The organism is Parabacteroides sp. 20_3 (assembly GCF_964238835.1).
Lineage (GTDB): Bacteria > Bacteroidota > Bacteroidia > Bacteroidales > Tannerellaceae > Parabacteroides > Parabacteroides distasonis.
The window spans coordinates 460,686-485,522 of record NZ_CAXSNO010000004.1 but is presented as its reverse complement, the minus strand read 5'-3'; the positions used below and the strand labels follow the sequence as shown (position 1 = coordinate 485,522).

Genomic DNA, 24,837 nt, shown 5'->3' with positions numbered 1-24,837 from the left:
CAATAAAAATTACCACTAAAATCCAAAAGTAATGAGAAAAGTAATCATCATGTTTGCCCTCGCTATGGGCATCATAACTGCCAACGCGCAGGAGAATGTAACCGTTGAAACGACCAACGGAAGTGAACAACCGACCTTGACGAAGGAGGTCTATCCGCAGAAGGAGGCGGACGGCGACCTATATCACGGGCTGTCACGCAAGCTGACCTTCGACCGCATGATACCGCCGCACGGTCTGGAAGTGACCTACGACAAGACCGTCCACGTCATTTTTCCGGCGGAGGTGCGCTATGTCGATTTAGGCTCGCCCGACCTGATTGCCGGGAAAGCCGACGGAGCGGAGAACATCATCCGTGTGAAGGCTACCGTAAGGAATTTTCCCAACGAAACGAATATGTCCGTCATCACGGAGGACGGCAGTTTCTACACCTTCAACGTGAAGTACGCCGCCGAACCGCTGTTGCTCAACGTGGAGATGTGCGACTTCATCCATGACGGCAGCACGGTGAACCGCCCGAACAACGCGCAGGAAATCTATCTGAAAGAGCTGGGCAGCGAAAGCCCGATGCTGGTGCGCCTTATCATGAAGTCCATCCACAAACAGAACAAGCGCGAGGTGAAGCATATCGGCTGCAAGCGTTTCGGCATCCAATACCTGTTGAAAGGCATCTACACGCACAACGGCTTGCTTTATTTCCACACGGAGATAAAGAACCAGAGCAACGTGCCTTTCGATGTGGACTACATCACTTGGAAAATCGTGGACAAGAAGGTTGCGAAGCGTACTGCCGTGCAGGAGCAGATTATTCTGCCGCTCCGCGCGCAGAACTACGCCACCCTCGTGCCGGGCAAAAAGAGCGAGCGCACGGTCTTCACGATGGCGAAGTTCACCATCCCCGATGACAAGTGCCTCGTGGTGGAATTGAACGAGAAGAACGGCGGCCGTCACCAGTCCTTCGTGATTGAGAACGAGGATTTGGTACGCGCGGGTACCATCAACGAACTTCAAGTACGCTGACCATGAGAAAGTACATCGCAATAATCATCGCGTCGCTTGCCCTTTTTACAGGGCAGGCGCACGCCCAGCGGTGTCTGCCGAAGATGCAGGGCATCGAGGTGAGGGCGGACATGGCGGACGGCTTCAATCTCGGCGGCAAGGACGGCGGGTACAGCTTCGGGGCGGCTCTCTCCACCTACACGAAGAAGGGGAACAAGTGGGTGTTCGGTGGCGAATACCTGTTGAAGAACAATCCCTACAAGGACACCAAGATACCCGTGGCGCAGTTCACGGCGGAGGGCGGCTATTACTTCAAGATACTGTCGGACGCCCGAAAGATTGTTTTCGTCTATGCCGGGGCTTCGGCTCTCGCCGGATATGAGGCGGTAAATTGGGGGAAGAAGGTGCTGCATGACGGCTCCACGCTGCACGACCGGGACGCCTTCATCTACGGCGGTGCGCTGACGCTCGATGTGGAGTGTTACGTGGCAGACCGTATCGCCCTGCTTGCCAACCTGCGGGAGCGTTGCCTTTGGGGTGGCGACACACGGAAGTTCCACACGCAGTTCGGGGTCGGTATCAAGTTCATCATCAACTGACACGGGCATGGAAAGGACGGAAATAGATGCTGTCAGAAGGATGCCGCTTGCGGATTTTCTCGCACGGCTGGGGCATGAGCCTGTCAGAAGGAGCGGTAACGAGCTGTGGTATCTTGCCCCGTACAGGGGCGAGCGCACATCCTCTTTCCGTGTGAACGTGGCGAAACAGCTCTGGTACGACTTCGGTTTGGGCAAGGGCGGCGACATCTTCACGCTTGCCGGGGAGTTTCTGCAAAGCGATGACTTCATGAAGCAAGCGAAGTTCATAGCGGAAGCCGCCAATATGACGGTTGCCGGATGGGAAAAGCCCGTCTATCTCTCGAAGCCGACCGAATCCGTTTTTGAGGATGTGGAGGTCGCTCCGCTGCTCCGCTCACTGCTGACGGAGTATTTAGAGGAACGGGGCATCCCTTACGCCATCGCATCCCGTCACTGCTGCCGCTTGAACTACGGTGTGCGTGGGAAACGGTATTTTGCCGTTGGCTTTCCGAACATGGCAGGTGGCTATGAAGTCAGAAGCCGATATTTCAAGGGTTGCATACCTCCGAAGTCTGTATCACTGGTAAAGGCGAATGACATCCCGGCTGACGAGTGCCTCGTGTTCGAGGGCTTCATGGACTTTCTCTCTGCCGTGACGCTTGGTGTAACCGGTAACGCTGACTGTCTTGTGCTGAACTCAGTCGCCAACGTGGAGAAGGCGGCGGGATTGCTGGACGGATACGGGCGCATCGGCTGCTTCCTCGACCGTGACGAAGCCGGACGGCGGACGCTTGCCGCACTTACCATGCGATACGGGGAACGTGTCACCGACCGTTCCTCCCTCTATGACGGTTGCAAGGACTTGAACGAGTACCTGCAACTGACAACGAAAAAACAGAAAAACAACCATCTAAAAATCGAAGAACAATGAACATACTGAACAACAGAAACAAGAGAACATCAATATTCAAGGCAGTGGCGTTATGCCTGATAGCCGCCATGTCATTCACCCTCGTGTCATGTGACGATGACATGGACATCCAGCAGTCCTATCCCTTCACGGTGGAGGTCATGCCCGTGCCGAACAAGGTAGTAAAGGGGCAGACAGTGGAAATCCGCTGTGAACTGAAAAAGGAGGGCGACTTTTCGGGTACGCTCTATACCATCCGCTATTTCCAGTTCGAGGGGGAAGGCTCGCTCAAAATGGATAACGGCATCACCTTCCTGCCTAACGACCGCTACCTGCTGGAGAACGAAAAATTCCGCCTGTACTACACGGCGGCGGGTGATGAGGCGCATAATTTCATCGTGGTGGTGGAGGATAACTTTAGCAACTCCTACGAACTGGAATTTGACTTCAACAACAGGAATGTAAAGGACGACGATCTTACCATCGTTCCCATCGGCAACTTCAGCCCCTTGTTGAAATGATGCGTGTATTCATGACAATGCTCTGTTCACTTCTGACGGTCTGTTCTGTGTCCGCGCAGATCAGCCGCCAAGAGGGAACGGACGGGCAGGCGGCAATCTACCGACTGCCGCTTATGGAACGTGCTTTTTTATGCTGCCGCTACTTTGAAGGCTGGCACTCAGAAAAACACTACCCATACGTCGGTTGGGGTCACAAACTTTTGCCAAACGAGAAGTATTCGGCACGAACCATGACAAAACGGGATGCGGATGAACTTTTGCGGAAAGACCTGCGCAAATTTGTCGCCATGTTCCGTAAATTCGGGGTTGATTCGATTTTGCTTGGCACGTTAGCTTACAATGTGGGACCGGCGAAGCTGTTAGGCAGCAAAACAATCCCCAAAAGCACCTTAATCAAGAAGCTGGAAGCTGGTGACAGGAACATCTACCGTGAGTATATAGCCTTCTGCAACTACAAAGGAAAACGCCACGCCATGCTGCTCAAACGGAGAAAGGCGGAGTTTGCGCTGTTGTATATCCCATAAAAGGACTGACAAAACTGGCAAAAGACGTGCCATATTTAACTTGGCACGTCTTTTGCTCTATCACTTGATAGATTATCGTAGGATTTTCTCGTTAATTGACATCGTTGAGCCATTTTTGCCTATCGGTTTCCAAATAACACTTCAAGTTGTAAGTGTTGTGAGAGCAATACAAAACATAGTTATTAACCATAAAAAGTATAGCGAAATTATGAAGAAAGTATTTAGGAAAATTCAGAAAGGAACAACAAAAATGATTGAACGTATCAAATCGTTGGGGGAAATGGAGACGAAGCAGAAATGTGTAGTTCAACGGTTCGAGATTATCATTCCCCTCCACCAAAAAATAACGACCCAATATATAGCCTCCGCAAGTTTTACTTGCGGATTTTTTAGTTATCGCAGATTGGACAAAGGTTTCTTTGCTACTTTCTTTGTCCGCCATCATGCTCACTGAAAGAAAGTAGGGCGGCTCTCGCCGCCCCGCCACTCAAAAGCGTGTGTAAAGTCCCGTCACCATCGTGAACATTTCCTCCAGCATATCAAAATAGATACCCTCGTGTACGGCAATGTCCTTTGTCTTGCACTCAAAGGTCTTTTTGCTGAACGTCCTGCGGTAGAAGCGCATATTGTAGAGGTCTGCCCCTTCGTCATAGATGATGTCAAGGCGGTTGGCACTTGTTTTGTTCCTTGCAAGGCTCATCCGTAAGCCGTTGCCCATATCTATGAAATCACGGCTACCTGTCATGGCGGTGAAGCGTTTTCCGCCTATCTGCTGTAATATCGTCTTGGCTATCATATCTTTTGTTTTTAGGGTTTTAAGTATTGGCGGTGCGGACACCGCCATCCCGTTCAAAATTCTCGCATTTCGGAAATGGGGGTCTGCCGTTGTAGCCACTCTTTCACACATTCCATATTGTACTCGCTCGTGATGACTGCCGTATGGCTGTCGGTGGCGGTGAAACGTGTGCTTTCGTAATCATCTATCCACCCCTTGAGGGTGTCCGTTCCCCACGCTCCGGTATCGTCAAAGATACCGTCCAATGCCGTGATAGGTTCGCTGAACTTGACTATCAGCGTTTGATAGGTCGTGTTCATAGTCTGTCCTCCTTTCCCTTCTTTGCGTTCAGCCACTTGTCCCGTGCGGCTCGGCACTCGTCCAACGTGGGTTTGACACAAGAGAACAATTCTCTGTCTATGGGGTGGCGGTAGTCGTACTGCACAAGTGTCCGCCTGCGTCTTCCGATACCCGATTGGAAACGCTCGTATTTCTCCGTACCTGCTTCCGCGCAGGTGCTTACTCCGTTGATGGTCATTCGTGTTGTCATAATGTTGCTTTTTAGATGGTTAAAAATGTACTGACAGAACTCTGTTCTTCATCACCATTTCGGGGTTGCTTGTGTAGCGTTGGTGCAGGTAGAAATGGTGTGAGCCGAAGCCGTAAAGGAAAAACTTGTCAAGTTCGTGCTTCTCGGCAAACTCCTTTACGCTCTTTCTCAATTCCCCCTCACTCGTTGTGAGAGTGAGGAGGTTCACAAATTCAAGGAACATCGTGGGGATTGCATCATCCCACACACAAATCATACTTTCAATTCTTACTTCCATATCAATGTTGTTTTAGGGGTTATGCTATGCCGCTTTCATCCGCTCACGGATAAGGTTGGCGTTCTTGTTCACAAGGTCTATGATGCGCTCGTGATATTCGGTGTCCTGGTTGTGCTTGCCGTGGCACTGCACCACTTCGAGGGTTCGCAAGTCCACCTCTACGGTTTCAATAATCTCATCGCCAATCCTTGCCGATAGTATGAGGGTGTCGGCTTTCTTGTAGTATCCACTGCCAAACACGCAGATGCCCTGCGTCTTGCCCTCGTTGTAATACTCGTCTATGCTTTCAAGCACCTTGACGATTATTTCCTCGTCCGTGATTACCAAGCCGAAGAATTTGGATTTGTTGGCGATGAAATCCTCCGCATCTTTCTTTCGTTGGAGTTGTCGCTGTTGCTCACGCTCACGCCTTTCAATCTCCCAACGGCGTTGCTCTGCGGCTCTTTCCTTCTCGTGTATGGCTTCAATTTTTCGGGTTGCGTTGTCGTGTGCCGCCATGAAATCTTCGGGACAGATGTTCTTCGGGTTACGGAGGTCTTGACCGAGTTTTTTGAGCATACGCAGATAGTCGCACCACATTGAGAGGTTGTCTATCTGATACTTGTGACGCTTGGCAATCAGATATGATGCCCAACATTCATCGGCAGTACGGGTATTGAAAAGAAAGTGTTTCATGACCTCAATCTCACCGCCTTTCATAAGGGTTTCAATTCTTGGGTCTGAAAGCAAGGCTTTGAAAAGACGCACGGGGGAGATGCCGTGGAAATCGCCCTTGAAGCCGTTACGTCTGAGTTGGGGCAATATCCTCATCTTTGGATATGCACAGCTTCTTGCCACCACATCATCGTATAGGCTGTTGTGCGGTCTTACCTCCATATCGCTGCCTAATGCCCACACATCGCAATAGCAGAAAAGGAAGCCACGGAGCAACGCCATGTCCGTAACCTTGCCGTCGGGTGAAATCCAACGCTGCACGACCTCGTGGCAGTAGAAACGCATCGGTTCGCCTTTCCTGCTCTCGCATCTGACCTGCGCCACGCGGATTACCTGATACCCTTTGCAGGTGGTTATCACGCTGAAATTCTGCGTTTCCTTGTAGATGCGTCTGCGTGTGTCCTGCACTTTGAGTTCGGCATGGCATTTGGGGCAGGTGCAGCCTTCAAGGGTGTCGCATAGTCCGCTGTCGCTGTGCCACTCGTGACCGCAGTCGGAACAGGTGATGTTCCCTTTCTTGGTGCGGTAGCCGATATGCTCAACGCAGTGGCGGTATGCCCAATCTATTTGTGTCGCTGATATGGGGCGAAGGTTGGCGGAAAGTCTTGCCACCTCTTTCTGTATCTTGGTCTTCGGTTTCATAAGCCTAAATCAAATAATGAGGGTTGGGGTTGGTTTTCTTTTCTCGCTGACGGTCTGTGGCGGTTCTGCAACTTGCGGAGTTCCTCCTCTTGGTATTTGCGGACAGCGTTCTGACGTGCCTCCGCCTTTTCCTCTGCCGTGAGTTTCACAACGTGGTTCACAACCACTTGGCAGTCCATCGGTTTGCCCACCTCTATCTCGTTTTCCTCATAGTAGTGGATGGCTTGCCCGAATATCTCTCCGTCCGTGAAACCGTTGCAACCGCTTTTCTGCACATAGTTCAGAATGTGGGTCACGCACTCGTCCATGTTCTTGGCAGGGTTGCGGTACTTCTTTGCAAATAGCGCATCTTCCTCCGCACGCTGTTCCAAGTACATATATATCGTTCTCTTGAAATGGTCTGTTCCTTTCATATCGCTGTCATTTTTAGATTATCTGTTTCAGTATCTCTCTCCAATAGGTCGGCTCTACCTCGCTGAGAAGGAAGTCCATGAAATCCCTCCGTGCGTCCTTGTTCAGTTCGTGGTACAATCTTCGGAAAGTTTCAAAATTGCCGTTGATGTACGTTTCCACCATATACACGAAGATGTTGTCCACCTCGTAATATCTGCACTGCTGCGCTGCCGTCTTGCTGTTTCTTTTTGCCATGTCGGTAAGGGTTAAAGGGTGAATAACCAAAGGATGAAGCCAAAGAAGGCAATGGTGGAAAGGATAGCCACGATTACACCTATCGCCACTCGGAACACTCCGTTTACAATCTCTCTGATGATGCCCCAAAGGATGCCGAACACCCCGAAGGCGGTGCGCATCATCAAGCCGCATATCGCCAACCCGATGTGTTGCGCCATTTGTCTGAAATTTGCCGTTGCCGTCATATCTTCGCTGTTTTTGATTTTTTTGTTTTTAATGCGGATTCAAGAGCTGAGGGAGTTGAGTTTCAAACTATCTTATCTGCCTCTCGTTTATCCGACATTTTTTTTATGCGTCTTTCTGTCGCATCGGTCGTTTTCGTTTCGGGTGCTTGAAAAGGTAGGGATTAGGGAATGCAAGGTTTTTCGGTCAAAATACTACCCGCAGGGCTGGAGATTTTTACCGAAAACAGGAGGCTTGACCTTGCTTTCCCGTCCAATCCCGGAATTACCTTTGCGCCCAGAACGAAAATGACTGACTGATGCGGCTTACTGAAAGGCGCAAAATGGAGGTAAACGAAAACAGAGGCAGATTGTGTAGAAAAAAACTTCAGGGGAAAATCCGTAAAAAAAAGAATCACCAAAAGGAAAAAGACATCACCGGAAGCGTGAAAAGGGCAAACCACAACAAAGGAAGTATGATTGTTTCCGATCCGACGGAACTTGTTCAGCCGGGTGGCAACAATCATTCTTCCCGGTTTGTCCGGCTGTGTGTGGGCGCCTGTTTCATTCATGGGGCAGGCTGACACACTCTGCATTCACTTTCCGCTTCCGGCAAAAGAGACAGCGAAAAAAGAAAAATCATTTGAAAACCCGTAAAAGCACCTCTTGGCATAGGCGCAAAAGAAAGGGGCATTGCTTCATCTGTCTAAACATCGTTTAGGCGTGAGGCAATGCCCTTTTCTCCAGCTATGCGGTAGTCGGCACACGTTTGTTCCAAACTCGTTTTGGGCAATGGTGTGCCGACGGACAATACCGCTTTTACGGAAAATTCTTATGAATGAGGGGATAAAAAACGGGAGTTTATATCAAAATCTCGAATTAAATAGCTACTTTTGCATACGAAGAGTTCTTTGAAGGTTACGCAACGCGCAGAAGGATAATGCAGTAGATAACTAACTAAATCGTAACCTATTACTATCAAGAGCAATTAACCTACGCTCATTTCCAATAAATTACACTCTTTTCGTAACTTCCCTTCGCAAATATACGGAATAAAAAGAGAAGGGGAATTGTTTTCCTTCTCTTTTTATTTCCCACTTCCGCGTCGGGAGGGAGGGACGTGACGGTTAGATCTCGTCCGGGCTCTCGGAGTCTCCGCCGGGCGTAGGCTCGGGTGTAGGCTCGGGAGCGGGCGCCGGTTTCTTGGCGGAGGCCATGCGCTGGTTGTAGGCGGCGGTGGTCTCGGCGATCAGCTGGTTGAGGGCGGCGATGAAGGCGGTTGCCTTCTCGGACGGCTTCGCTACGCTATGGGACTGGGCCAGCAGGGTGAGATCGTCATAATACACGTCGATCCGCTTGCGCAGGTTGGTGCCGCTTTCCTTTTTGGAGGTGGTCCGGTTTTGGACGCGTTGCTGCGACAGGCGGTCGTAGGCGTTATTCTCTTTCTCCAGCTCGGCCAGGTAAGCGTCGAGGCCGAGGGTGGTGACGTACGGCTTGTTCTCGTCCTTGCGCAAATCCAGCAAGAGGCCCTTTATCTTGGCGGTCTCCTGTGCCATGGGGAGGCGGGCGATGCCGTTATAGGGTTTGATGATCTTGTATAGGTACTTGCCTGCGTCACGCTCGGCCTCCAGCGGGAGGGTACCGGCCCGTGAGATGCGGGTGATGATATAGATGGCGAGGTTGTCGCGGTTGGTATCGTGCAAGGCCATTTGCTCGGTCTCCTGCGAGGTGCGGCTCTCGTCCACCACGTCGGCCATGGCGAGGAGGTCTGCCTCGTAGGTATCGAGGAATTCTTTGGTGAGGCCCAGCTCGGGGATGCCGTCGCTGCCGGTCAGCAGGGAGATCTCGTCGGGGGACTCGGAATCGCCGCCACCGCTGTTTCCGTTGGCTAGGTCGAGGACGTGGTTCATGAAGGAGAGGTACTCCGCGTTGTTGAAAAGAGAGAGCGGAAGTGTCTTGATTTTTGTGTAAGTACTCATGGTAAATTTGATTTAGAGTTTAAAAACTTCTCTAAGTTAGGGATATTTACTGAATAAGGGCTTCTTAGGCCTAAAAAATGGGGATTGAATGGCGCGAATAATCATCTTAGGCCTAAAAAATGACTTTTCAAGGGTGAAAATAGGCTTTTTAGGCCTAAGAAATGGTTTCGCGGCCTTGAAAGTCCCTTCCTAGGCCTAGGAAATCACTTTTCACGGTTGAAAAACTATCTTTTAGCCCTAAGAAGTCATTTTTCACCCTTCGAGGGCATTTCTTAGGGCTAAGAGACATTAAGAATCTGATTGTTTTGCGAATGTTTTAAAAAAACACGATCTTTGCGATGTATTGGAAAAATAACGTAGAAGCGTTTCGATATTATCTTGTACTGGAATCTGGACAATTTCATTACCCAAGATAATAGGAAAATGGCTCCTGCGCTTTATCTGTTATATACCTACCCATTCATGGATAGATTATATACCTGCATAAGGCGTGGGATCATTGTCTTATTATTGGGTAAGGGCAGTCCAGAGCCTCAGTACAGTGATAGACAATGGTCTCCACGCTTCTTTTATTTGTTAACCGACGACCGGAGGAGGCACGGGAGGGGATAATTTTTTATTATAATGGTGAAATATTTGTGGGTGTTTTTCTTTTTTGTGTTTTGTGTTTCTTGTGGAGAGCAAGAGGATATAGTAGAAAATGAGGAGCCATTATTACCTTCCGCAGGAACTCCGTGGGATTACCAGTTTGAGAAGATTCTCCCTTTCTTAAAGGATACGGCGGGATTTGATAAGGAGTCTTTCTGTAAAGAGGGGACATGGCTAGCTTATGTTAAAAACGAGAAGCTGTGGATGGGGCTGTTTGGCAATGATTTCACGGGGTTAATCGGGGAATGGAATTCTTCTTTTGAATTGCCAAAGGAAACCAAAGGACTTAAGATTTGTCATATTGTCAAGGTGAATACAGGATATATTTTCTTTGTTCATGTTTATAATACGAGGGAAGTATCTCAAACATCAGGCATAACAAGTTTTTTGCTCTATTTAATAGATGGTTCTATTGAATTGATCCATCATTTTAAAGATGACTTTGATAAAGCTAGTGTTTTTGATTTTAGATGGGAAACTTATGGAGATAAACTTTTATTTACATTCTATGATAATCCGGGAGGAAAGCAATATGGCTATTTGTACTTCAATGGGGGAGTAAAGGCATCGCAGGCTACGGTCGTAAAAGATAAAAACTCTTATTTCTTTACTGGATTGAAAGATAAAAAACTGAAAATATATGTATGTGATGAGGAGAGTGGGATAACTGATTCTTGGAGTGGTGATACTTCGATCGACTTGAACCTTACGATCCATGAAGGCTATGGAGGATATAAGACGTATGAGGTTGACCTTGTTCGTTTGGAGGATATATTGACTATGCGTTGGGGCTATGTAGCCAATTTAGCTTTTCTATCAAGAAATCAAGAGATAAAAAAAGATGTGTTGATATTGAACGATCAAAATGGCATAAATAGATATGAGGAGACGGACTCTGATCCATACTCAGATATTCGTTTTTATAAGTGGTATGATGAGTCAATTCTATTTTATAATACGTATACGGACTCTTGTTTGGTAGTTTCTTCGACAGGAAAGGATATAAAGGAATTTTATAGTTCACGCTTATATGAAAAATTGGCTTCGGTAAATTATGAATCGATCTCCTATGAGGAAGCAATTTTTCTTAGCCGCGATTGGGATTTATCTCGTTTTGATTTAAGCAGATCGGAGTCTAAGTGGATTTCTCCTATTCGGATTTTGAAGGAAAATATGCAAAGGAATGCACAATTGACGGTTTCTATAGAAAATAAAAGCGGAAATCTTTGGGAATATAAATGTGATATACTTTATTATGAAGGCAATAAGAAACAGGTGAGGTTTTCCGTTGATATAGAAACAGGCGAAGTCTTTCCTTGAATGCCCTATATAGTCCGAAAACCTTCTCCATTGAATCTTATCGTATGAAATGGAGAAGGTTTTATAGTTCCATATATTTTATTTTTCCAATATCCCTATCATGCACCCTTCAGCACCGGGATATGGTTCATGATAAGCGTCCAAAGAAAATCGGGAGTCACGCTATCTCTCTTTTAAATGGGTCTTAGGGGATTTTCATCACGAATATATGGAATAAAAAAGATAAGGGTACGAGTTCGCCTCTCTTTTTTGTCTTTCTTTCATCCACATTTCCTTGAAACCCTTGGAATCCCCATTTATAATCGTACCTTTATGTCTCTTTACCTTAAAAATTAAAAATAATCATGTTTACGCCATCAATGACAAACGAGGAAATAGAGGCAGTGGCCTATAAGGACTTTCTGGAGATCCGGGGAAGAGTGGAAATCGCGAAGGATAAATTCGTACAAAGGGTGAGATGCACACCCCCGGGATTTTGGGCCTTGCATTCCTTGCAGGAGACACATACCCTTCAAACCCGCTCCAAGAATACATGGACTGTATATTTCTATTATTTGTACACGACACCGGCCGGTGCCGTGAAAGTCTCATCTATGATCTACACCTCCCTGCCGGGAGATGAAGGCACGGATTACCTGTTTATGAATAATCTCGACCGCTTCCGGCTGGAGAGGGTGAGCTCGCGTTTCTCGCGACAATACGAGGAACGCTATATCGACCCGAACCAGATCCAACTGAACGGCCTTCTGCCCGCTATCTATTTCATGAGGACTGCCGGCGACCGGAAGATCGCTCCCTACACTCCCGATACATGGACCGAGGAGGAGAAAAAGGACAAATATCTCTTCGTGTCGGAGCAAGGGACCATGGAGGCGAAGCTGGAGGGGCGTGTGGAGACCTACCTTACTTTCAGGAAGCCGGAACAATCGGGTGATTAAATAAGTAGAGGGCGAGGTTGATACCCCGCCCTCCCGATAACTAGGTAGATACCTCCGGGCTTATCTTTTCAGAAGATCGATCCTCTCGCCGGGCAACAGTACCGCATGAACCTTCTCCGTTACCCGCCCCTTCACGTTGAAGGAATCCCTTAGGCGGATGTCGGCGGCGGAGGAACCGATCTGCGCCTCATATTTACCGGACTCTACGACCCAATGACTGGCGCTCTCGTCGAAGGAGGCCAGATCCGTATCTTTCACCTTGAAGATGATCTCACGGCTCTCCCCCGGCTGGAGGAGTTGGGTCTTGACGAAACCTCTCAACTCTTTCGCCGGTTTATCCATGCTCTTGCCGGGGGCGGAGATATATAGCTGGACCACTTCCTTCCCGGCTACCGGGCCATTGTTCGTGATCGTGCAACTGATGCTGTAGTCCGTATCGCCCATGAACACTTTCAAGCTCGAATAATTGAAAGTTGTATACGACTGTCCGTAGCCAAACGGATAGGAGACGGGCACGCTGAATGTATCGAAGTAACGGTAGCCCACGTAGATACCCTCCTCGTAGTTGGTATAGTCAATATTCTTACGATCCGTATGCTCCGGGCCTCCTCCCATGAAACCGGCTAACATTTCTTTCAGGTCGATACCCGAAGCGTCCGGGAAATTCTTCGTGGAGGCTACGTCGGCGATGCTCACGGGGAAAGTCATCGGGAGCTTACCGGAAGGATTCACCTTTCCGGACAGGATATCGGCTACCGTGTTACCCCCTTCCTGCCCGGCTTGCCAAGCCAATAGGATGGCGTCCGGTTCCGATTTCCAGCTGGCGGTCTCGATCACGCCCCCGATATTCAAGATTACGACCACCTTCTTCCCTTCCTTATGGAAAGCGTCGGAAACCGATTGGATCAACGCTCGCTCATTCTCCGTCAGGTTGAAATCTCCCTCGATCTTCCGGTCTTGGAACTCTCCCGAGCTACGGCCTATCGTAACGAAGGCGATATCCGCCTCTTTCGCCTTAGCGGCCAGCCCTGCGGCATCCGGAACGAACTCCGGGATACGAGGGTGGTTGAAGAAAGCGGCGGCGGGACTCGTTTCTTTCGGCTGTTTCGCCTTTTCCTCGGTACTGTATTTCTCGTATAAGGCTTTCACTTCGGCGTCCATGGTATAACCGGCGTTCTCCAGACCTTCCACGAGGGATACGGTATAAGCCTCGTTCACGTCGCCACTGCCGGTGCCTCCGGCGATAAAATCGTACGAGGTGGTACCGTAAGCCGCTATCTTCTTGATACCCGGGGCCAGCGGCAAAGCATTATTCGTATTCTTTAATAAAACCATACCTTCGGAAGCGGACGCACGGGTTACCTCGGCGTGAGCTTTCAGGTCCGGTTTGTCGGAATAGGCGTATTGGGCAAAGCGGGGGGCTTGAAGAATCAGTCGTAATACACGGGTTACGTCCGTATCCACGTCGTCGATAGAGAGAGAACCGTCCTCAAGCGCTTTTAGGAGGGCCTCTTTCTGGTCCGGCCGGCCGGGCATCAGCAGATCGTTTCCGGCGTGGATCTGGGCGGGGGCGTTCTTGCCGCCAAACCAGTCGGTCATGACAAGGCCGCTAAAACCCCATTCGTCACGGAGGATGGTCGTTAGCAAATCACGGCTTTCGGAGGCATACTCACCATTTATCTTATTGTAGGAAGACATGACCGTCCACGGGCTTGCCTCTTTTACGACCATCTCGAAACCTCTTAGGTAAATCTCCCGCAAGGCACGAGGGGTGAGGCGGGCATCCGTTCCTGTCCGGTTGGTCTCTTGATTATTGACGGCGAAATGCTTGATGGAGGTTCCCACGCCATTGCTTTGGATACCGTTTACCATCGCTGTCGCTATCCGGCCCGTCAAGTAGGGATCTTCGGAATAATACTCGAAGTTACGTCCGCAGAGAGGGCTTCGGTGGATATTCAGCGCGGGGGCCAAGAGTACGTCGCAACCGTATTCTTTCACCTCGTCGCCCATGGCGTTGCCTACGTTTTTGACCAATGCGGTGTTCCATGTGGAGGCTAGCAAGGTAGCGACCGGGAATGCCGTGCAATAATAGGTCGCCTCGTTCCCCTCGCGAGTCGGGGAGATACGTAATCCGGCGGGACCGTCGGCCACTACGATAGCGGGGATTCCCAGACGTTCGATCGGGAAGGTCGTTCCGGCGGCTCCCGGCACTATATTTTGCGTGCTGCCGACTACGGCTGATTGGCCGCCGAACCCGGGCATTCCGGTTCCGACTAACAGGGATACTTTCTCTTCGGCAGTCATGGCGGCTACGATTTTCTCGATAGGATCTTTACCCAATTGCGGCAAGGTTTGGGAGTGCCCTACTTGCATGGCCATCGTAAGGCATGCGCCCATTAATAGTTTGTTCATATAGAATGGTTTTTGTGTTTTTCAGTGCCCCAAAAATAGGCGAAGGAATCGAGGCGGACAAAGAAAAAGAAAGGTATCGGAGGTAAGGATTTCGTTTTTTGATGAATATCAAACATTGTAGGGGTTTGATGATATATTTAGGGGACGCCGACTGCGCAGTCGGCGTCCGGTACTATTTATAATGTATTCAGAAGTTTATGAATCTCATTAACCATCTGCGTAGCGGATTCTTGTGTCTCGGATAAACCTTCCGGAGTGATCTTGGCAACCGTCTTGTTCAACTTCTCGAGTTTGCCTTTAGCTCCTTTCGTTGTCAGCTCTTCCCGGAGGATGCGGATCTTCTCGCAATCTTGTATACCCTCGACCAAACGTTCGAAGCGAATGCTACTGCGTGGACCGGGATAAATACTGTATGTATCGCCTGCCGCCCAAGTGCGGAAACGCGAGTCACGCAGAGGATCGGCGGTCCAGCTATTAACTGCCCAACGTAGATAACCGTCGTAACCTCCGGCTACGGCGTGCAAGACCGTCCATGCCGCTTCCGCCGGGTCGGAGAAGGTGAAGGTATTCGGGAACGCTTCCGCGCAACAGGTATAAACGGTACTGATCTGTCCCGCTTTATCACGGGCAGCCTTTACGTCTTCTGGGAATTTATGCCCATAGGGAATACTTAAATAGTATAAGTCCGATTGAATTTCCGGATGATAATTTCCGGCCAGCGTGATCTTGAACTCCGGATCGGCTTGCTTGATAACCTTGATCGCCTCACGCATCGCCTCCATCGGACGCTCGTCCATAGAGATGGCGGTTTTCTCGAACCAGCCTTTCTCGCGAAGGTGGCGGGAGAAATCTTTTAGGAAAGTATCCCAATAGTCTGCGTAAGCGGCGTCACCCGGTTTCGTGTTGAGAAATTGTACACGATTTGTCGCCTCGTCGTAATAATCGAAAGATAAAGCCCAAGGGATCATGGTGTAGCAACTGATCATATCATCGATACCGATCTCGTTCATCATGAATTCCACCCATTTGTCGAAGACGGCGTAATCATATGCCCAAGTGCCGTCTATCTTCTTGATCCGGGTGATCATGCTGTCGAAATGATCCTCGGTCTGTCCGGCCCAAGGTTTATGCATGATACTGGTGGTGATAGCGCGCTGTCCGGCGTTCGCCAACATCTTCATGATCGGGCGCATAGCGTCGAAATGCTCTTTACTCCAAAGAGGAACTTGGTAGTAACGGGCCACGGAATACGGGTTCTGCCATAAGTCCAGATGGAAAGCCCAGTCCTTCGGGGCGGGAAGTGTGCGGTTCAATACGTCCACTTCTATTTGTAATTCCATGGGGGAGGCATTTTTTCCCGTGACGGTCAATGTCCCTTTATATTTACCGGCTTTCGCGGATTGAGGTACCCAGATATTCATCCAGATCGGCTGGGTGGTGCGTGCCTTGATATCACGGATCTTTACGATATCCAATACATCGGCTACGACGGAGGAATCCCATTCCGCCTTATTCTCTCGGTGGCCGCAACCGCCTTTACGGTCTTTATTCAACTCATCGGTCATGACGTAACGGACAAAGTTCGTCATGATAGCGGAGGATGGGATGATGGAAGAACCGCTCTTTAAGTCGCTCACGGTGATAGAGGCATCCTCGAGTCCCACCTTGGTCCATAACACGGCTTGTGCGTTTACCCGTTCCCCTTTCCATGCTTTCGTCTGCCAGCGATTGCTTTTCTTGACATCGGGAATACTGAGTTTCGGATATCGTATATCGGTCGTGCCCCAGCTTAATTGGGTTGGGGCCGATAACTTGTCCCAGATCTCGTCGCTGTCATGCGGTTTCGTGTCGGTCAATTCCGTATAGTCGCCTAGCGGGTATTTCTCGGATTGCTGGGCTACGGTAAAAGAACTTAGTGCCAGAAAGGCACAAAGGATGAAAGTGTTTTTCATACGATTGCTTATTTTAGAATATTAACTAGGGCAAAGATAGGAATTAGTTGACAGTTGTCAACTGTCAACTAGCCTTTTATAGTGGCATACGAGCAGATTCCCCTCATCATCGTATAAGTGCATCCCGTTGCCTTCGCAATAACGGAACATCTTACAATCCGCGCATTCCCCTTTTTTAGCCCACTGGCGGTTACGATACGGTTTAAACTCATTATTCCAGATATCAATGAAATCGTCTTTATAGATGTTCCCTTGGTGGAAGTTCGCCCGTATACTGGGACAACCGGAGATAGCGCCATCAGCGAGGACAGAGGCCGTATTGATACCGGCGTTGCATTGGAAAATCGAGTCTCTCACCTCTGCCTCATAATTCCCGAGGAAGCCCTCACAGCCGTAGCTAACGTGTATTTTACCCTCTTTCCGGCAGAAGCGGATGAAGTTCATGACCCATGTAAACTGCTCGTTCGTCAGTTGCAAATCGGTCTCAGTCGCGGCACGTCCAACTGGGAAGATCGTAAAGATACGCCACCGTTTTACGCCCATCTCGATCAAGAAATCCTTGAAGAGCATCAAATCCTTGAAGTTGCGTTGGTTTACGCAAGTCACCACATCCCAGATGATCTCCTTTTCCTCGGCCAACATACAGATGGCATTCAGTGCCTTCTCGAAACTTTTAGGATTACGGCGAAGCCAGTTATGCGCTTCCTCGAAACCATCCAAGCTGATAGTCGCCGAGTGCAATCCGGAAGCCAAGAGCGAGTCGAGCCGTTCCCGGGTCATCAGATAACCATTGGAGACGATCCCCCAAGGATATCCCCTGCGATACAGTTCCAACCCGCATTTCTCGATATCCTTACGAACCAGCGCCTCGCCTCCGGTAAAGATGACGAGCACTTTGTTCGGCTCGACGTAAGGCGTGATATCGTCTATGACTTTCAGGAAGTCTTCGACAGGCATATCCGGGACAGAGGCCGAGACATGGCAATCGCTCCCGCAATGACGGCAGGATACATTACAACGAAGCGTACACTCCCAAAAGAGTGTACGCAATTCATGTAATTTAGCCCTGTTCTTCTTGATACTTCGAAAAAGCTCTAGGGCGATACGTTTTTTGATGTTTGGGCGTTTGTCCATATTTTATTCTTTTTTCTCTTTAAGTTTGATGTCGGGGATGTTAACCTCCGCTTTCCCATGGAACCAAGATTTACTTCCCTCAAATCCTTCGATCTTGACATCTATCGAATCCGTCTCGAATGATCCGTTTTCAGGCCCGTCAATATCTTTAGCGATAATGCGTACGATACCCATTGGGGAATCCTCGAATTTTATATCGTAACTTCCGTCTTTTTGGGTTTGGGGTGATTTATATATTTCGCTTATATATGAGGGAGATAATACGTTATTATATATGCCCCCATAGTTGATCTCTATTCCTTGGATGGGATCTCCGTTCATATCTGTAACTTTTCCTTTCAACTCGTATTCTGCGTAGGGGCTACCATACTCATCTGTAGCGCCACAGGAAGTAACGCTGAAGCCTAGTAGAGAAAGAAGCCCCGCTAAAATCCAGTTAAAACCTTTTAATATGGAATGATACACTGTTTCCATTTTCTAGTTTTTGCGTGTTAGTTGGAAGTTAATTTCTTTTGATCCTTTACCCATTAACATCCCTTTCCCTTGTGATAATTCAATTTCGGCGAAATTTACGATAATAGAATCAGTTTTGCAAGCGTTTGGGTCATTCCAATACGAAGATAATTTTGTGTAGATGGTATGTTCGATAGCCGTAGCCTTATCGTAGGTGAATTGATATCGTCCGGTCTCATCCGTGATAGCCGGAAAGCTGGAAAGGTCGTCCTCTTGAGTAGGGGTATATGCCGGTGAGGTTAAGATTGCGACTCCGGCCAGCGGATAGCCTTGATCATCAGTTACTTTTCCGTAGATCGTGTACAATGCGTAAGGTTCCGTATGTGTATCTACATATTCCTTAAGTGTGATCTTGATTTCCTTAGAGGCACTACCTTCGTACCATCCATCACCTCCAGTAAGTTCCTCGCTGTCGAAGATTACTTGAGTCGTATCGGATGCGAATTGTCCTCCGTTCATTTCTTCATCTATGTCTTCCGTGATGAATCGGTATTTTAGGATTGGAAAATCAGTTTTCTTCCAATCAAACTCTCCGTTAGCGTTGGTCCTTACGGTATCGGTATGCAGCCATCCGTAAGGATAAATTCTTGCGTCATTTCGATTTATACGTATTTGGGTGTTAGGTATCGGATTATCGTTTGTATCCACGACTTTTCCTTTTATCTGAAAATTGGCGTAAGGAGTGCCATATTCACAAATTATGGGACCTTCTCCCTCGTCGTCAGTGCAGGAGAAACCTAAAAGCATTAATAAACTCGCCAATACGCAGTTGGCTTTTTTCAACAGTTGCAAGTGCATCCTTTTCATGGTGTAAATTATTTTTATTTACGATTCTATTTATTTGATGAATGGGGCAGCAAAATAGTTGCATGCGAATGCGTAAGAAAATGTGATGACTTTTTGTATCTTTGCCACTTCAATGTAACAGATCAATTTATGAGAGATTTCATACGTATTTTAAAGCGTTTCGTTCCCCCTTACAAAAAGTATATGGTTCTGAACATCGTGTTCAATGTACTTTCCGCTATCTTGAACCTGTTTTCTTTCGCCTTGATTATCCCGATCCTTCAGATCTTGTTTAAGATGGATGAGGGGAATTACACCTTTATGGATTGGAATTTTAACGCGGGAAGCTGGGAGTCGTGGAAAGCCTTGCCGGAGTTGATCAAAAATAACTTTTTTTGGTATGTATCCGATCTGATAGAGGTACACGGAGGTTCGTTCGCCTTGATTATGTTGGGAATCTTCCTGATCGTGGCGACTTTCTTGAAAGTGGCGACCATGTATCTGGCCTTTTATACGATGATCCCGATTCGAACCGGAGTCGTTCGTGATATCCGTAATCAGATTAACAAGAAGATTACGCAGTTGCCGTTGAGCTTTTTCTCCGAGGAGCGAAAAGGGGATATTATCGCCCGTGTATCCGGAGACGTGAACGAGATTGAGACATCCATCATGAGTTCATTGGACATGTTATTCAAGAACCCGATCCTGATCGTGATCTATCTTGTGGGTATGATCGCTATCAGTTGGCAACTTACCGTGTTCGTCTTGATCCTGCTGCCGTTGGCGGGTTACGTAATGGGACAAGTCGGTAAGAAGTTGAAACGGAAGTCCTTGGAAGGACAGCAACAATGGGGATTCCTGATGAGCCAGATCGAGGAGACATTAGGCGGACTCCGTATTATCAAGGCCTTTAACGCCGAGAAGAAGATACAAGACCGCTTTGAGCGAAGCAATGATACTTTCCGCCGGTTGACGAACCGTATCTATCGCCGCCAACAAATGGCGCATCCGATGAGCGAGTTTTTGGGAACCGTTACGATCGCTATCGTACTTTGGTATGGAGGTACGCTGATCTTGAGTGCGAATAGCCCGATCGACGCTCCTACGTTTATTTATTATCTGGTTATTTTCTATAGCATTATCAATCCCGCGAAAGATCTAAGTAAGTCGGTTTATGCGATCCAGAAAGGTCTGGCCTCTATGGAGCGTGTCGATAAGATCTTGAAGGCGGAGACGGATATCCATGATCCGGAACATCCGAAGAAGATCGCCTTGAAAGAGAAAATCAGTTATAAAGATGTTTGGTTTAAATATCAGGAAGCTTGGGTCTTGAAAGGAATCAATCTGGATATCCGGAAAGGAACAACCGTGGCTTTGGTCGGTCAATCCGGTTCGGGCAAAAGTACCTTGGTGGATCTATTGCCTCGCTTTTATGATGTGAATAAAGGGAATATCCGTATTGATGATACGGATATCCGTGAGGCCACCCTTTTCGATCTTAGGGGATTGATGGGAAATGTCAATCAAGAGGCTATCTTGTTTAACGATACCTTCTTCAATAATATCGCTTTTGGAGTGGAAGGAGCTACGATGGAACAGGTGGAGGAAGCCGCCCGCATCGCCAACGCTCACGATTTTATCATAGCGAGTGAGAAAGGTTACGATACCAATATCGGCGACCGGGGTGGAAAACTGTCCGGCGGACAACGCCAGCGAATCAGTATCGCCCGTGCGATCTTGAAGAATCCCCCGATCTTGATCTTGGATGAGGCCACATCCGCCTTGGATACGGAATCCGAACGTTTGGTACAAGAAGCGTTGGAGAACTTGATGAAGAATCGTACGACCGTAGTGATCGCCCACCGTCTCTCTACGATCCGTAATGCGGATGAGATCTGTGTGATGCATGAGGGTGAGATCGTAGAACGGGGCAAACACGAGGAGTTGTTGGCTTTGGATGGCTATTATAAACGACTATGTGATATGCAAAGCTTTTAGGGTGATACTGCAACCCGGGTTGCAGTGGATCGCCTCTTCGGCTTTTGATGGAAAAACAATAACAAGGAATAATCGTATGAATATGAAAGGACTTTATTTGATTTTGTTATCGTTCCTTTTCGGTTGTAATTTGCCGGATATGCAGACTGGGAAGGAGGTCTCTTATTATTTTGACCAACCAGCGCAGATATGGGAAGAAACTTTGCCTTTGGGAAACGGCCGTATCGGTATGATGCCGGATGGTGGTATTGAGCGGGAGAATGTGGTCCTGAATGAGATCTCCCTGTGGTCCGGAAGTAAGCAAGATACGGACAATCCTTATGCGTATTACTCTTTGGCGAATATTCGTCGCCTCTTATTTGAGGGACGGAATGACGAGGCACAGGATTTGATGTATAAAACTTTCGTCTGCAAAGGGACCGGGAGTAATCTGGGGGACGGTGCGAACGCTCCGTATGGGAGTTACCAATTATTCGGAAATCTAGTGCTGAGATATACGTATCCGAATGAATCGGATTCTATCGCTGAGTATCGCAGGCGGTTGAACCTAAGCGAGGCTATCGCTTCCGTCTCTTTTAAAAGGGGGAATGTGAATTATCAACGGGAAATGTTTACCTCTTTTTCCGGGGATCTGGGAGTGATTCATTTGGTAGCGGACGCAGATCGGGCCTTGAATTTCTCATTGGGTATGAATCGTCCGGAACATGCGACGATCTCTTTGGACGGAAAGGACTTGCTGATGCGGGGACAATTGCCGGACGGGGTGGATACGTTGGAGATGAAAGGGATGCGTTTCGCCTCTCGTGTCCGTATCGTCTTGCCGAAGGGGGGAGATTTGACCGCAACGGATAGTAGTTTATCGGTGCGAAGTGCCTCGGAAGCGATTATCTTGGTAAGTTTAGGTACGGATTATTTCGATAAAGACGGCGTCGGACAATCCTTGGAAAAATACTTATCGCAAGCGGAATCTAAGGATTTCTCCACCTTGCGCCGGGAACATACACTCGCTTATCGCTCCCTGTTTGATCGGGTCTCTTTGGATTTGGGAAAAGGCGAAAGGGATCATCTTCCGATCCATGAGCGTTTGGCCGCTTTCGCTCAAGATAAGAACGATCCGGGATTGGCGGCTTTATATTTCCAGTTCGGTCGATATTTATTGATTTCCTCGACCCGGCAGGGATTACTGCCCCCGAATTTGCAGGGCTTGTGGTGTAATACGATTCATACGCCTTGGAACGGGGATTATCACCTAAATATTAATTTACAGATGAATCATTGGCCAGCGGAGGTCACGAACCTCTCCGAGTTGCACCTTCCGCTGATCGAATGGACGAAACAGCAAGTCCCTAGCGGTGAACGTACGGCCAAAGCTTTTTATAACGCACGGGGATGGGTCACGCATATTTTAGGTAATGTCTGGGAGTTTACCGCCCCGGGCGAACATCCGTCGTGGGGAGCCACGAATACATCCGCCGCATGGCTATGCGAGCATTTGTATACGCATTATCAGTATACATTAGATAAGGCGTATTTGAGGGATGTTTATCCGACGATGAAAGGGGCTGCCCAATTCTTTGTGGATATGCTGGTGCAAGATCCCCGGACTAAATATCTGGTGACGGCACCTACTACCTCTCCGGAGAACGCTTATAAAATGCCAAACGGAAGTGTCGTGAGTATTTGTGCCGGATCGACGATGGACAATCAGATCTTGCGGGAATTATTTACGAATACCATTGAGGCTGCTGGGATTTTAGGTGTGGATAGCGCGTTCGCTGCTGAGTTGGCGGCGAAACGAGATCGCTTGATGCCTACGACGATCGGTAAAGACGGCCGTATTATGGAATGGCTCGAGCCGTATGAGGAGGTAGAGCCTACCCATCGTCATGTCTCTCATTTATATGGGCTTTATCCCGGGAATGAGATCTCGATAGAGCATACGCCGGAGTTGGCAGAGGCGGCTCGTAAATCCTTGGAGGTCCGTGGCGATCAAAGCACGGGCTGGTCTATGGCTTGGAAGATTAATTTCTGGGCCCGTTTACAGGATGGTGATCATGCTTATAAATTGCTGGGTGATTTGTTACGTCCCTGTGTAGATGAGCATACGAAGGAGGTGAAGGGAGGAGGTTCTTATCCTAATTTGTTTTGTGCCCATCCTCCTTTCCAGATTGATGGTAATTTTGGAGGAACAGCCGGTATTGCGGAGATGCTGATACAGAGTCAATCCGGATTGATCGAGTTCTTGCCCGCTTTGCCATCCGCTTGGAAAAATGGAAGCTTTAGCGGTTTAAAAGTCCGGAATGGCGGGGAGGTGTCGGCTAAATGGACGGAAGGTCTGTTGACGGAAGCTCGATTGAAAGCGATCGTTCCCGGTTCTTTCCTGATCAAGCTTCCGGCGAATTCCGCGAACATGAGCCTCAAAAAGAACCAAAAGCCGGTTTCCCTACCTGTAGTCGATGGAAAAGTAACAGTGGACTTGTTACAAGGGGAAGAGTTTGTGTTGCAATTCTAAGTTACCATTCTGAGGGGATGAGACGCAGCATGCTGCGTCTCTACAACAAATGAGAAAAATTTAATATAACGGTAATCTATAAATGAAACCGATCGAAAGGCGTGCGGTGTCGTCCAAAGAGGCATCGAGCGCCTTCGCTCGTTCAGAGAGGTTATATTTTTTACCTATGGCGGTCAAAAAGATATGTAGATTATCATCGGCCATCGGATAGAACTCTAGTCCTCCTTGATACCCCCATGCCGTACGGTATTTTCCTTTCTCGTAAGCATCGTAGGCTTTATAGATCGATGCGCTTTCATACATTCCTTTCGCGAATAGTTGCCATTTGGGATGAAAACGATATTGTATTTCTCCCACCAGCGAAAGATAATCGATGTTTTGCATACGAACCGGTGGTTCCGGTTCCTCTTCTCCGGCGACTTCGGGCTGAGTCAATTCGGTCAATAATCCTAACGGATCTAATTTTCCCCGTGAATACATGACATCGAAATAAGCATAGACCGGTCCGGCCTCTATATTTTGACCGGTAAAGACGCTATACATATATTTCCCTTGGGCTTGCTCCGCGGCGGATACGGAGTATCGTAAATGAATCAACTCATCCAGAAAGTTACCGTTCCAGTTCAATGTGTAAAACAAGGGAACTCTCGGTTTCTTAAATCCTTCCGGCAGACGTCCATACTCATCTTCCATCGATCCCATACGACTGTTCGTCACCTGTAAGCGGATCTCTTGTGACTCATTCGGCTGATACCCCAGCCCGATTCCCGTAAGGTAGCAAAGGGAGTATTCATTCATATCGCTATACTCATAAATAAGCAAAGGATTCTCGTCGTACTCAAAACCACCGTAGAACACATCTTGTTTTCCGGCGGTTAAGGTAAAACGCTCATTCAGTTTATAGCCAATATACGCATATTCGATCGACTCATTCAAATTCTCCAAGGCTTGTCCCTCATAACCGCCATTCAGCGTTTGGCGATACCAATAGAATAACCGATCGTTCACTTCTCCGGTAACATCAATTTTGACATCCCTGAAACGAAAGGCGGCTTCATCCAGCTTCCCCGAGAAAAAGTCCGCGTTGAATCCTGCGTGCATCTCCAAGTCCAGATTGAAAACCTTGTTGCGTTTCGGAATCTTAGTCGCGTATTCAAAAAGAGATACCGAAGAAGAATCCCGCTCTGGGATCGGAGAATTTGTCTGAGCGTAAGACGTTAACGCGGAACCGATAAATAAGAAGGCCGACAGCCAAGCCACTGTGAGTCGTTTCATTTACTGATGTTAATTATTAAAGTGGCCGCGA

27 protein-coding genes are annotated in these 24,837 nt (G+C 48.3%); 11 read left to right on the top strand and 16 right to left on the bottom strand.

Features of this window, described 5'->3' with window-relative positions:
* The first annotated feature begins 31 nt into the window (after positions 1-31).
* The 6 genes from traN (at position 32) to ACESPU_RS11190 (ending at position 3,984) form a co-directional block, all read left to right on the top strand.
* The gene (gene traN, locus ACESPU_RS11215) at positions 32-1,018 is read left to right on the top strand and encodes a conjugative transposon protein TraN (protein ID WP_004291522.1); all 987 of its coding nucleotides are present in this window, start codon (positions 32-34) and stop codon (positions 1,016-1,018) included.
* 2 nt (positions 1,019-1,020) lie between these two features.
* Positions 1,021-1,596, top strand: a complete 576-nt coding sequence (locus tag ACESPU_RS11210) for a conjugal transfer protein TraO (protein ID WP_004291523.1) — start codon at positions 1,021-1,023, stop codon at positions 1,594-1,596.
* Between the two features lie 7 nt (positions 1,597-1,603).
* Positions 1,604-2,506, top strand: coding sequence for a toprim domain-containing protein (locus ACESPU_RS11205; protein WP_004291524.1), 903 nt, complete (start codon positions 1,604-1,606; stop codon positions 2,504-2,506).
* Positions 2,503-3,006, top strand: coding sequence for a DUF3872 domain-containing protein (locus ACESPU_RS11200; RefSeq protein ID WP_004291525.1), 504 nt, complete (start codon positions 2,503-2,505; stop codon positions 3,004-3,006). The genes ACESPU_RS11205 and ACESPU_RS11200 overlap by 4 nt, the downstream gene beginning before the upstream one ends.
* Positions 3,003-3,530, top strand: coding sequence for a glycoside hydrolase family protein (locus tag ACESPU_RS11195; RefSeq protein WP_004291526.1), 528 nt, complete (start codon positions 3,003-3,005; stop codon positions 3,528-3,530). Before ACESPU_RS11200 ends, ACESPU_RS11195 begins: the two co-directional genes overlap by 4 nt.
* 64 nt (positions 3,531-3,594) lie before the next feature.
* Positions 3,595-3,984, top strand: a complete 390-nt coding sequence (locus ACESPU_RS11190) for a hypothetical protein (RefSeq protein ID WP_004291527.1) — start codon at positions 3,595-3,597, stop codon at positions 3,982-3,984.
* A 33-nt stretch (positions 3,985-4,017) separates the two neighbouring features.
* On the opposite strand, the gene ACESPU_RS11185 is transcribed toward ACESPU_RS11190, so the two are convergent.
* The 9 genes from ACESPU_RS11185 to ACESPU_RS11145 form a co-directional block, all read right to left on the bottom strand.
* Positions 4,018-4,326, bottom strand: a complete 309-nt coding sequence (locus tag ACESPU_RS11185) for a hypothetical protein (protein ID WP_004304290.1) — start codon at positions 4,324-4,326, stop codon at positions 4,018-4,020.
* Between the two features lie 53 nt (positions 4,327-4,379).
* A complete protein-coding gene (locus tag ACESPU_RS11180; RefSeq protein ID WP_005783104.1) occupies positions 4,380-4,682 on the bottom strand; it encodes a hypothetical protein in 303 nt (100 codons plus the stop codon).
* Positions 4,622-4,855, bottom strand: coding sequence for a DUF3873 domain-containing protein (locus ACESPU_RS11175; protein ID WP_004304291.1), 234 nt, complete (start codon positions 4,853-4,855; stop codon positions 4,622-4,624). The genes ACESPU_RS11180 and ACESPU_RS11175 overlap by 61 nt, the downstream gene beginning before the upstream one ends.
* Positions 4,856-4,874: 19 nt before the next feature.
* A complete protein-coding gene (locus ACESPU_RS11170; protein WP_004291531.1) occupies positions 4,875-5,132 on the bottom strand; it encodes a hypothetical protein in 258 nt (85 codons plus the stop codon).
* 24 nt (positions 5,133-5,156) lie between these two features.
* Positions 5,157-6,488 carry a PcfJ domain-containing protein gene (locus ACESPU_RS11165; protein WP_004291532.1) on the bottom strand — a complete coding sequence of 444 codons (1,332 nt, stop codon included), beginning with the start codon at positions 6,486-6,488 and terminating at the stop codon, positions 5,157-5,159.
* Positions 6,485-6,901, bottom strand: a complete 417-nt coding sequence (locus ACESPU_RS11160; protein ID WP_004291533.1) for a PcfK-like family protein — start codon at positions 6,899-6,901, stop codon at positions 6,485-6,487. The genes ACESPU_RS11165 and ACESPU_RS11160 overlap by 4 nt, the downstream gene beginning before the upstream one ends.
* Before the next feature lie 13 nt (positions 6,902-6,914).
* Positions 6,915-7,136: a hypothetical protein gene (locus ACESPU_RS11155; protein ID WP_004291534.1), complete on the bottom strand. Its 222-nt coding sequence runs from the start codon at positions 7,134-7,136 to the stop codon at positions 6,915-6,917.
* 11 nt (positions 7,137-7,147) lie between these two features.
* Complete coding sequence (locus tag ACESPU_RS11150) at positions 7,148-7,363, bottom strand: hypothetical protein (RefSeq protein WP_004291535.1); 216 nt, start codon at positions 7,361-7,363, stop codon at positions 7,148-7,150.
* Positions 7,364-7,524: 161 nt separating this feature from the next.
* Positions 7,525-7,935, bottom strand: a complete 411-nt coding sequence (locus tag ACESPU_RS11145; protein ID WP_004291538.1) for a hypothetical protein — start codon at positions 7,933-7,935, stop codon at positions 7,525-7,527.
* Between the two features lie 106 nt (positions 7,936-8,041).
* Here ACESPU_RS11145 and ACESPU_RS11140 point away from each other — a divergent pair, with 106 nt between their 5' ends.
* On the top strand, positions 8,042-8,254 hold the full coding sequence (locus ACESPU_RS11140; RefSeq protein WP_007567577.1) for a hypothetical protein: 213 nt from the start codon (positions 8,042-8,044) through the stop codon (positions 8,252-8,254).
* A 212-nt stretch (positions 8,255-8,466) separates the two neighbouring features.
* Here the strand turns inward: ACESPU_RS11140 and ACESPU_RS11135 are convergent, their stop codons facing one another.
* Positions 8,467-9,318: a DUF6261 family protein gene (locus tag ACESPU_RS11135; protein WP_373133365.1), complete on the bottom strand. Its 852-nt coding sequence runs from the start codon at positions 9,316-9,318 to the stop codon at positions 8,467-8,469.
* A 624-nt stretch (positions 9,319-9,942) separates the two neighbouring features.
* Between ACESPU_RS11135 and ACESPU_RS11130 the strand changes: the two genes are divergently transcribed.
* Both ACESPU_RS11130 and ACESPU_RS11125 read left to right on the top strand, forming a co-directional pair.
* Positions 9,943-11,286, top strand: a complete 1,344-nt coding sequence (locus ACESPU_RS11130; RefSeq protein WP_122144966.1) for a hypothetical protein — start codon at positions 9,943-9,945, stop codon at positions 11,284-11,286.
* A gap of 344 nt (positions 11,287-11,630) precedes the next feature.
* Complete coding sequence (locus ACESPU_RS11125; protein ID WP_121735780.1) at positions 11,631-12,224, top strand: hypothetical protein; 594 nt, start codon at positions 11,631-11,633, stop codon at positions 12,222-12,224.
* Positions 12,225-12,284: 60 nt separating this feature from the next.
* Here the strand turns inward: ACESPU_RS11125 and ACESPU_RS11120 are convergent, their stop codons facing one another.
* The 5 genes from ACESPU_RS11120 to ACESPU_RS11100 all read right to left on the bottom strand — a co-directional run bounded on the left by ACESPU_RS11120 (position 12,285) and on the right by ACESPU_RS11100 (position 19,042).
* A complete protein-coding gene (locus ACESPU_RS11120) occupies positions 12,285-14,636 on the bottom strand; it encodes a glycoside hydrolase family 3 C-terminal domain-containing protein (protein WP_217773618.1) in 2,352 nt (783 codons plus the stop codon).
* 176 nt (positions 14,637-14,812) lie between these two features.
* Entirely contained in the window at positions 14,813-16,588 is a 1,776-nt protein-coding gene (locus ACESPU_RS11115; protein WP_122378544.1) for a DUF4091 domain-containing protein, read from the bottom strand.
* 57 nt (positions 16,589-16,645) lie between these two features.
* A complete protein-coding gene (locus ACESPU_RS11110; protein ID WP_022192255.1) occupies positions 16,646-17,722 on the bottom strand; it encodes a TIGR04133 family radical SAM/SPASM protein in 1,077 nt (358 codons plus the stop codon).
* Between the two features lie 3 nt (positions 17,723-17,725).
* A complete protein-coding gene (locus tag ACESPU_RS11105) occupies positions 17,726-18,196 on the bottom strand; it encodes a radical SAM-associated putative lipoprotein (RefSeq protein WP_022192254.1) in 471 nt (156 codons plus the stop codon).
* 3 nt (positions 18,197-18,199) lie between these two features.
* A complete protein-coding gene (locus tag ACESPU_RS11100; RefSeq protein ID WP_217788611.1) occupies positions 18,200-19,042 on the bottom strand; it encodes a radical SAM-associated putative lipoprotein in 843 nt (280 codons plus the stop codon).
* Positions 19,043-19,171: 129 nt separating this feature from the next.
* Here ACESPU_RS11100 and ACESPU_RS11095 point away from each other — a divergent pair, with 129 nt between their 5' ends.
* Entirely contained in the window at positions 19,172-21,019 is a 1,848-nt protein-coding gene (locus ACESPU_RS11095) for an ABC transporter ATP-binding protein (RefSeq protein WP_005853867.1), read from the top strand.
* An 82-nt stretch (positions 21,020-21,101) separates the two neighbouring features.
* Entirely contained in the window at positions 21,102-23,531 is a 2,430-nt protein-coding gene (locus ACESPU_RS11090; protein ID WP_057326858.1) for a glycoside hydrolase N-terminal domain-containing protein, read from the top strand.
* Between the two features lie 60 nt (positions 23,532-23,591).
* On the opposite strand, the gene ACESPU_RS11085 is transcribed toward ACESPU_RS11090, so the two are convergent.
* Positions 23,592-24,806, bottom strand: coding sequence for an OprO/OprP family phosphate-selective porin (locus ACESPU_RS11085; protein ID WP_057326849.1), 1,215 nt, complete (start codon positions 24,804-24,806; stop codon positions 23,592-23,594).
* Positions 24,807-24,837 lie beyond the last annotated feature (31 nt).

What these genes read in the sequence shown, in the direction of transcription:
- ACESPU_RS11195 (WP_004291526.1), top strand. Translation starts at nt 3,003, where the DNA reads ATGATGCGTGTATTCATGACAATGCTCTGTTCACTTCTGACGGTCTGT.
- ACESPU_RS11130 (WP_122144966.1), top strand. Translation starts at nt 9,943, where the DNA reads ATGGTGAAATATTTGTGGGTGTTTTTCTTTTTTGTGTTTTGTGTTTCT.
- ACESPU_RS11210 (WP_004291523.1), top strand. Translation starts at nt 1,021, where the DNA reads ATGAGAAAGTACATCGCAATAATCATCGCGTCGCTTGCCCTTTTTACA.
- ACESPU_RS11120 (WP_217773618.1), bottom strand. Translation starts at nt 14,636, where the DNA reads ATGAACAAACTATTAATGGGCGCATGCCTTACGATGGCCATGCAAGTA.
- ACESPU_RS11175 (WP_004304291.1), bottom strand. Translation starts at nt 4,855, where the DNA reads ATGACAACACGAATGACCATCAACGGAGTAAGCACCTGCGCGGAAGCA.
- ACESPU_RS11170 (WP_004291531.1), bottom strand. Translation starts at nt 5,132, where the DNA reads ATGGAAGTAAGAATTGAAAGTATGATTTGTGTGTGGGATGATGCAATC.
- ACESPU_RS11205 (WP_004291524.1), top strand. Translation starts at nt 1,604, where the DNA reads ATGGAAAGGACGGAAATAGATGCTGTCAGAAGGATGCCGCTTGCGGAT.
- traN (WP_004291522.1), top strand. Translation starts at nt 32, where the DNA reads ATGAGAAAAGTAATCATCATGTTTGCCCTCGCTATGGGCATCATAACT.
- ACESPU_RS11125 (WP_121735780.1), top strand. Translation starts at nt 11,631, where the DNA reads ATGTTTACGCCATCAATGACAAACGAGGAAATAGAGGCAGTGGCCTAT.
- ACESPU_RS11185 (WP_004304290.1), bottom strand. Translation starts at nt 4,326, where the DNA reads ATGATAGCCAAGACGATATTACAGCAGATAGGCGGAAAACGCTTCACC.
- ACESPU_RS11095 (WP_005853867.1), top strand. Translation starts at nt 19,172, where the DNA reads ATGAGAGATTTCATACGTATTTTAAAGCGTTTCGTTCCCCCTTACAAA.
- ACESPU_RS11090 (WP_057326858.1), top strand. Translation starts at nt 21,102, where the DNA reads ATGAAAGGACTTTATTTGATTTTGTTATCGTTCCTTTTCGGTTGTAAT.
- ACESPU_RS11200 (WP_004291525.1), top strand. Translation starts at nt 2,503, where the DNA reads ATGAACATACTGAACAACAGAAACAAGAGAACATCAATATTCAAGGCA.
- ACESPU_RS11105 (WP_022192254.1), bottom strand. Translation starts at nt 18,196, where the DNA reads ATGGAAACAGTGTATCATTCCATATTAAAAGGTTTTAACTGGATTTTA.
- ACESPU_RS11135 (WP_373133365.1), bottom strand. Translation starts at nt 9,318, where the DNA reads ATGAGTACTTACACAAAAATCAAGACACTTCCGCTCTCTCTTTTCAAC.
- ACESPU_RS11100 (WP_217788611.1), bottom strand. Translation starts at nt 19,042, where the DNA reads ATGAAAAGGATGCACTTGCAACTGTTGAAAAAAGCCAACTGCGTATTG.
- ACESPU_RS11160 (WP_004291533.1), bottom strand. Translation starts at nt 6,901, where the DNA reads ATGAAAGGAACAGACCATTTCAAGAGAACGATATATATGTACTTGGAA.
- ACESPU_RS11115 (WP_122378544.1), bottom strand. Translation starts at nt 16,588, where the DNA reads ATGAAAAACACTTTCATCCTTTGTGCCTTTCTGGCACTAAGTTCTTTT.
- ACESPU_RS11155 (WP_004291534.1), bottom strand. Translation starts at nt 7,136, where the DNA reads ATGGCAAAAAGAAACAGCAAGACGGCAGCGCAGCAGTGCAGATATTAC.
- ACESPU_RS11145 (WP_004291538.1), bottom strand. Translation starts at nt 7,935, where the DNA reads ATGCAGAGTGTGTCAGCCTGCCCCATGAATGAAACAGGCGCCCACACA.
- ACESPU_RS11110 (WP_022192255.1), bottom strand. Translation starts at nt 17,722, where the DNA reads ATGGACAAACGCCCAAACATCAAAAAACGTATCGCCCTAGAGCTTTTT.
- ACESPU_RS11165 (WP_004291532.1), bottom strand. Translation starts at nt 6,488, where the DNA reads ATGAAACCGAAGACCAAGATACAGAAAGAGGTGGCAAGACTTTCCGCC.
- ACESPU_RS11150 (WP_004291535.1), bottom strand. Translation starts at nt 7,363, where the DNA reads ATGACGGCAACGGCAAATTTCAGACAAATGGCGCAACACATCGGGTTG.
- ACESPU_RS11085 (WP_057326849.1), bottom strand. Translation starts at nt 24,806, where the DNA reads ATGAAACGACTCACAGTGGCTTGGCTGTCGGCCTTCTTATTTATCGGT.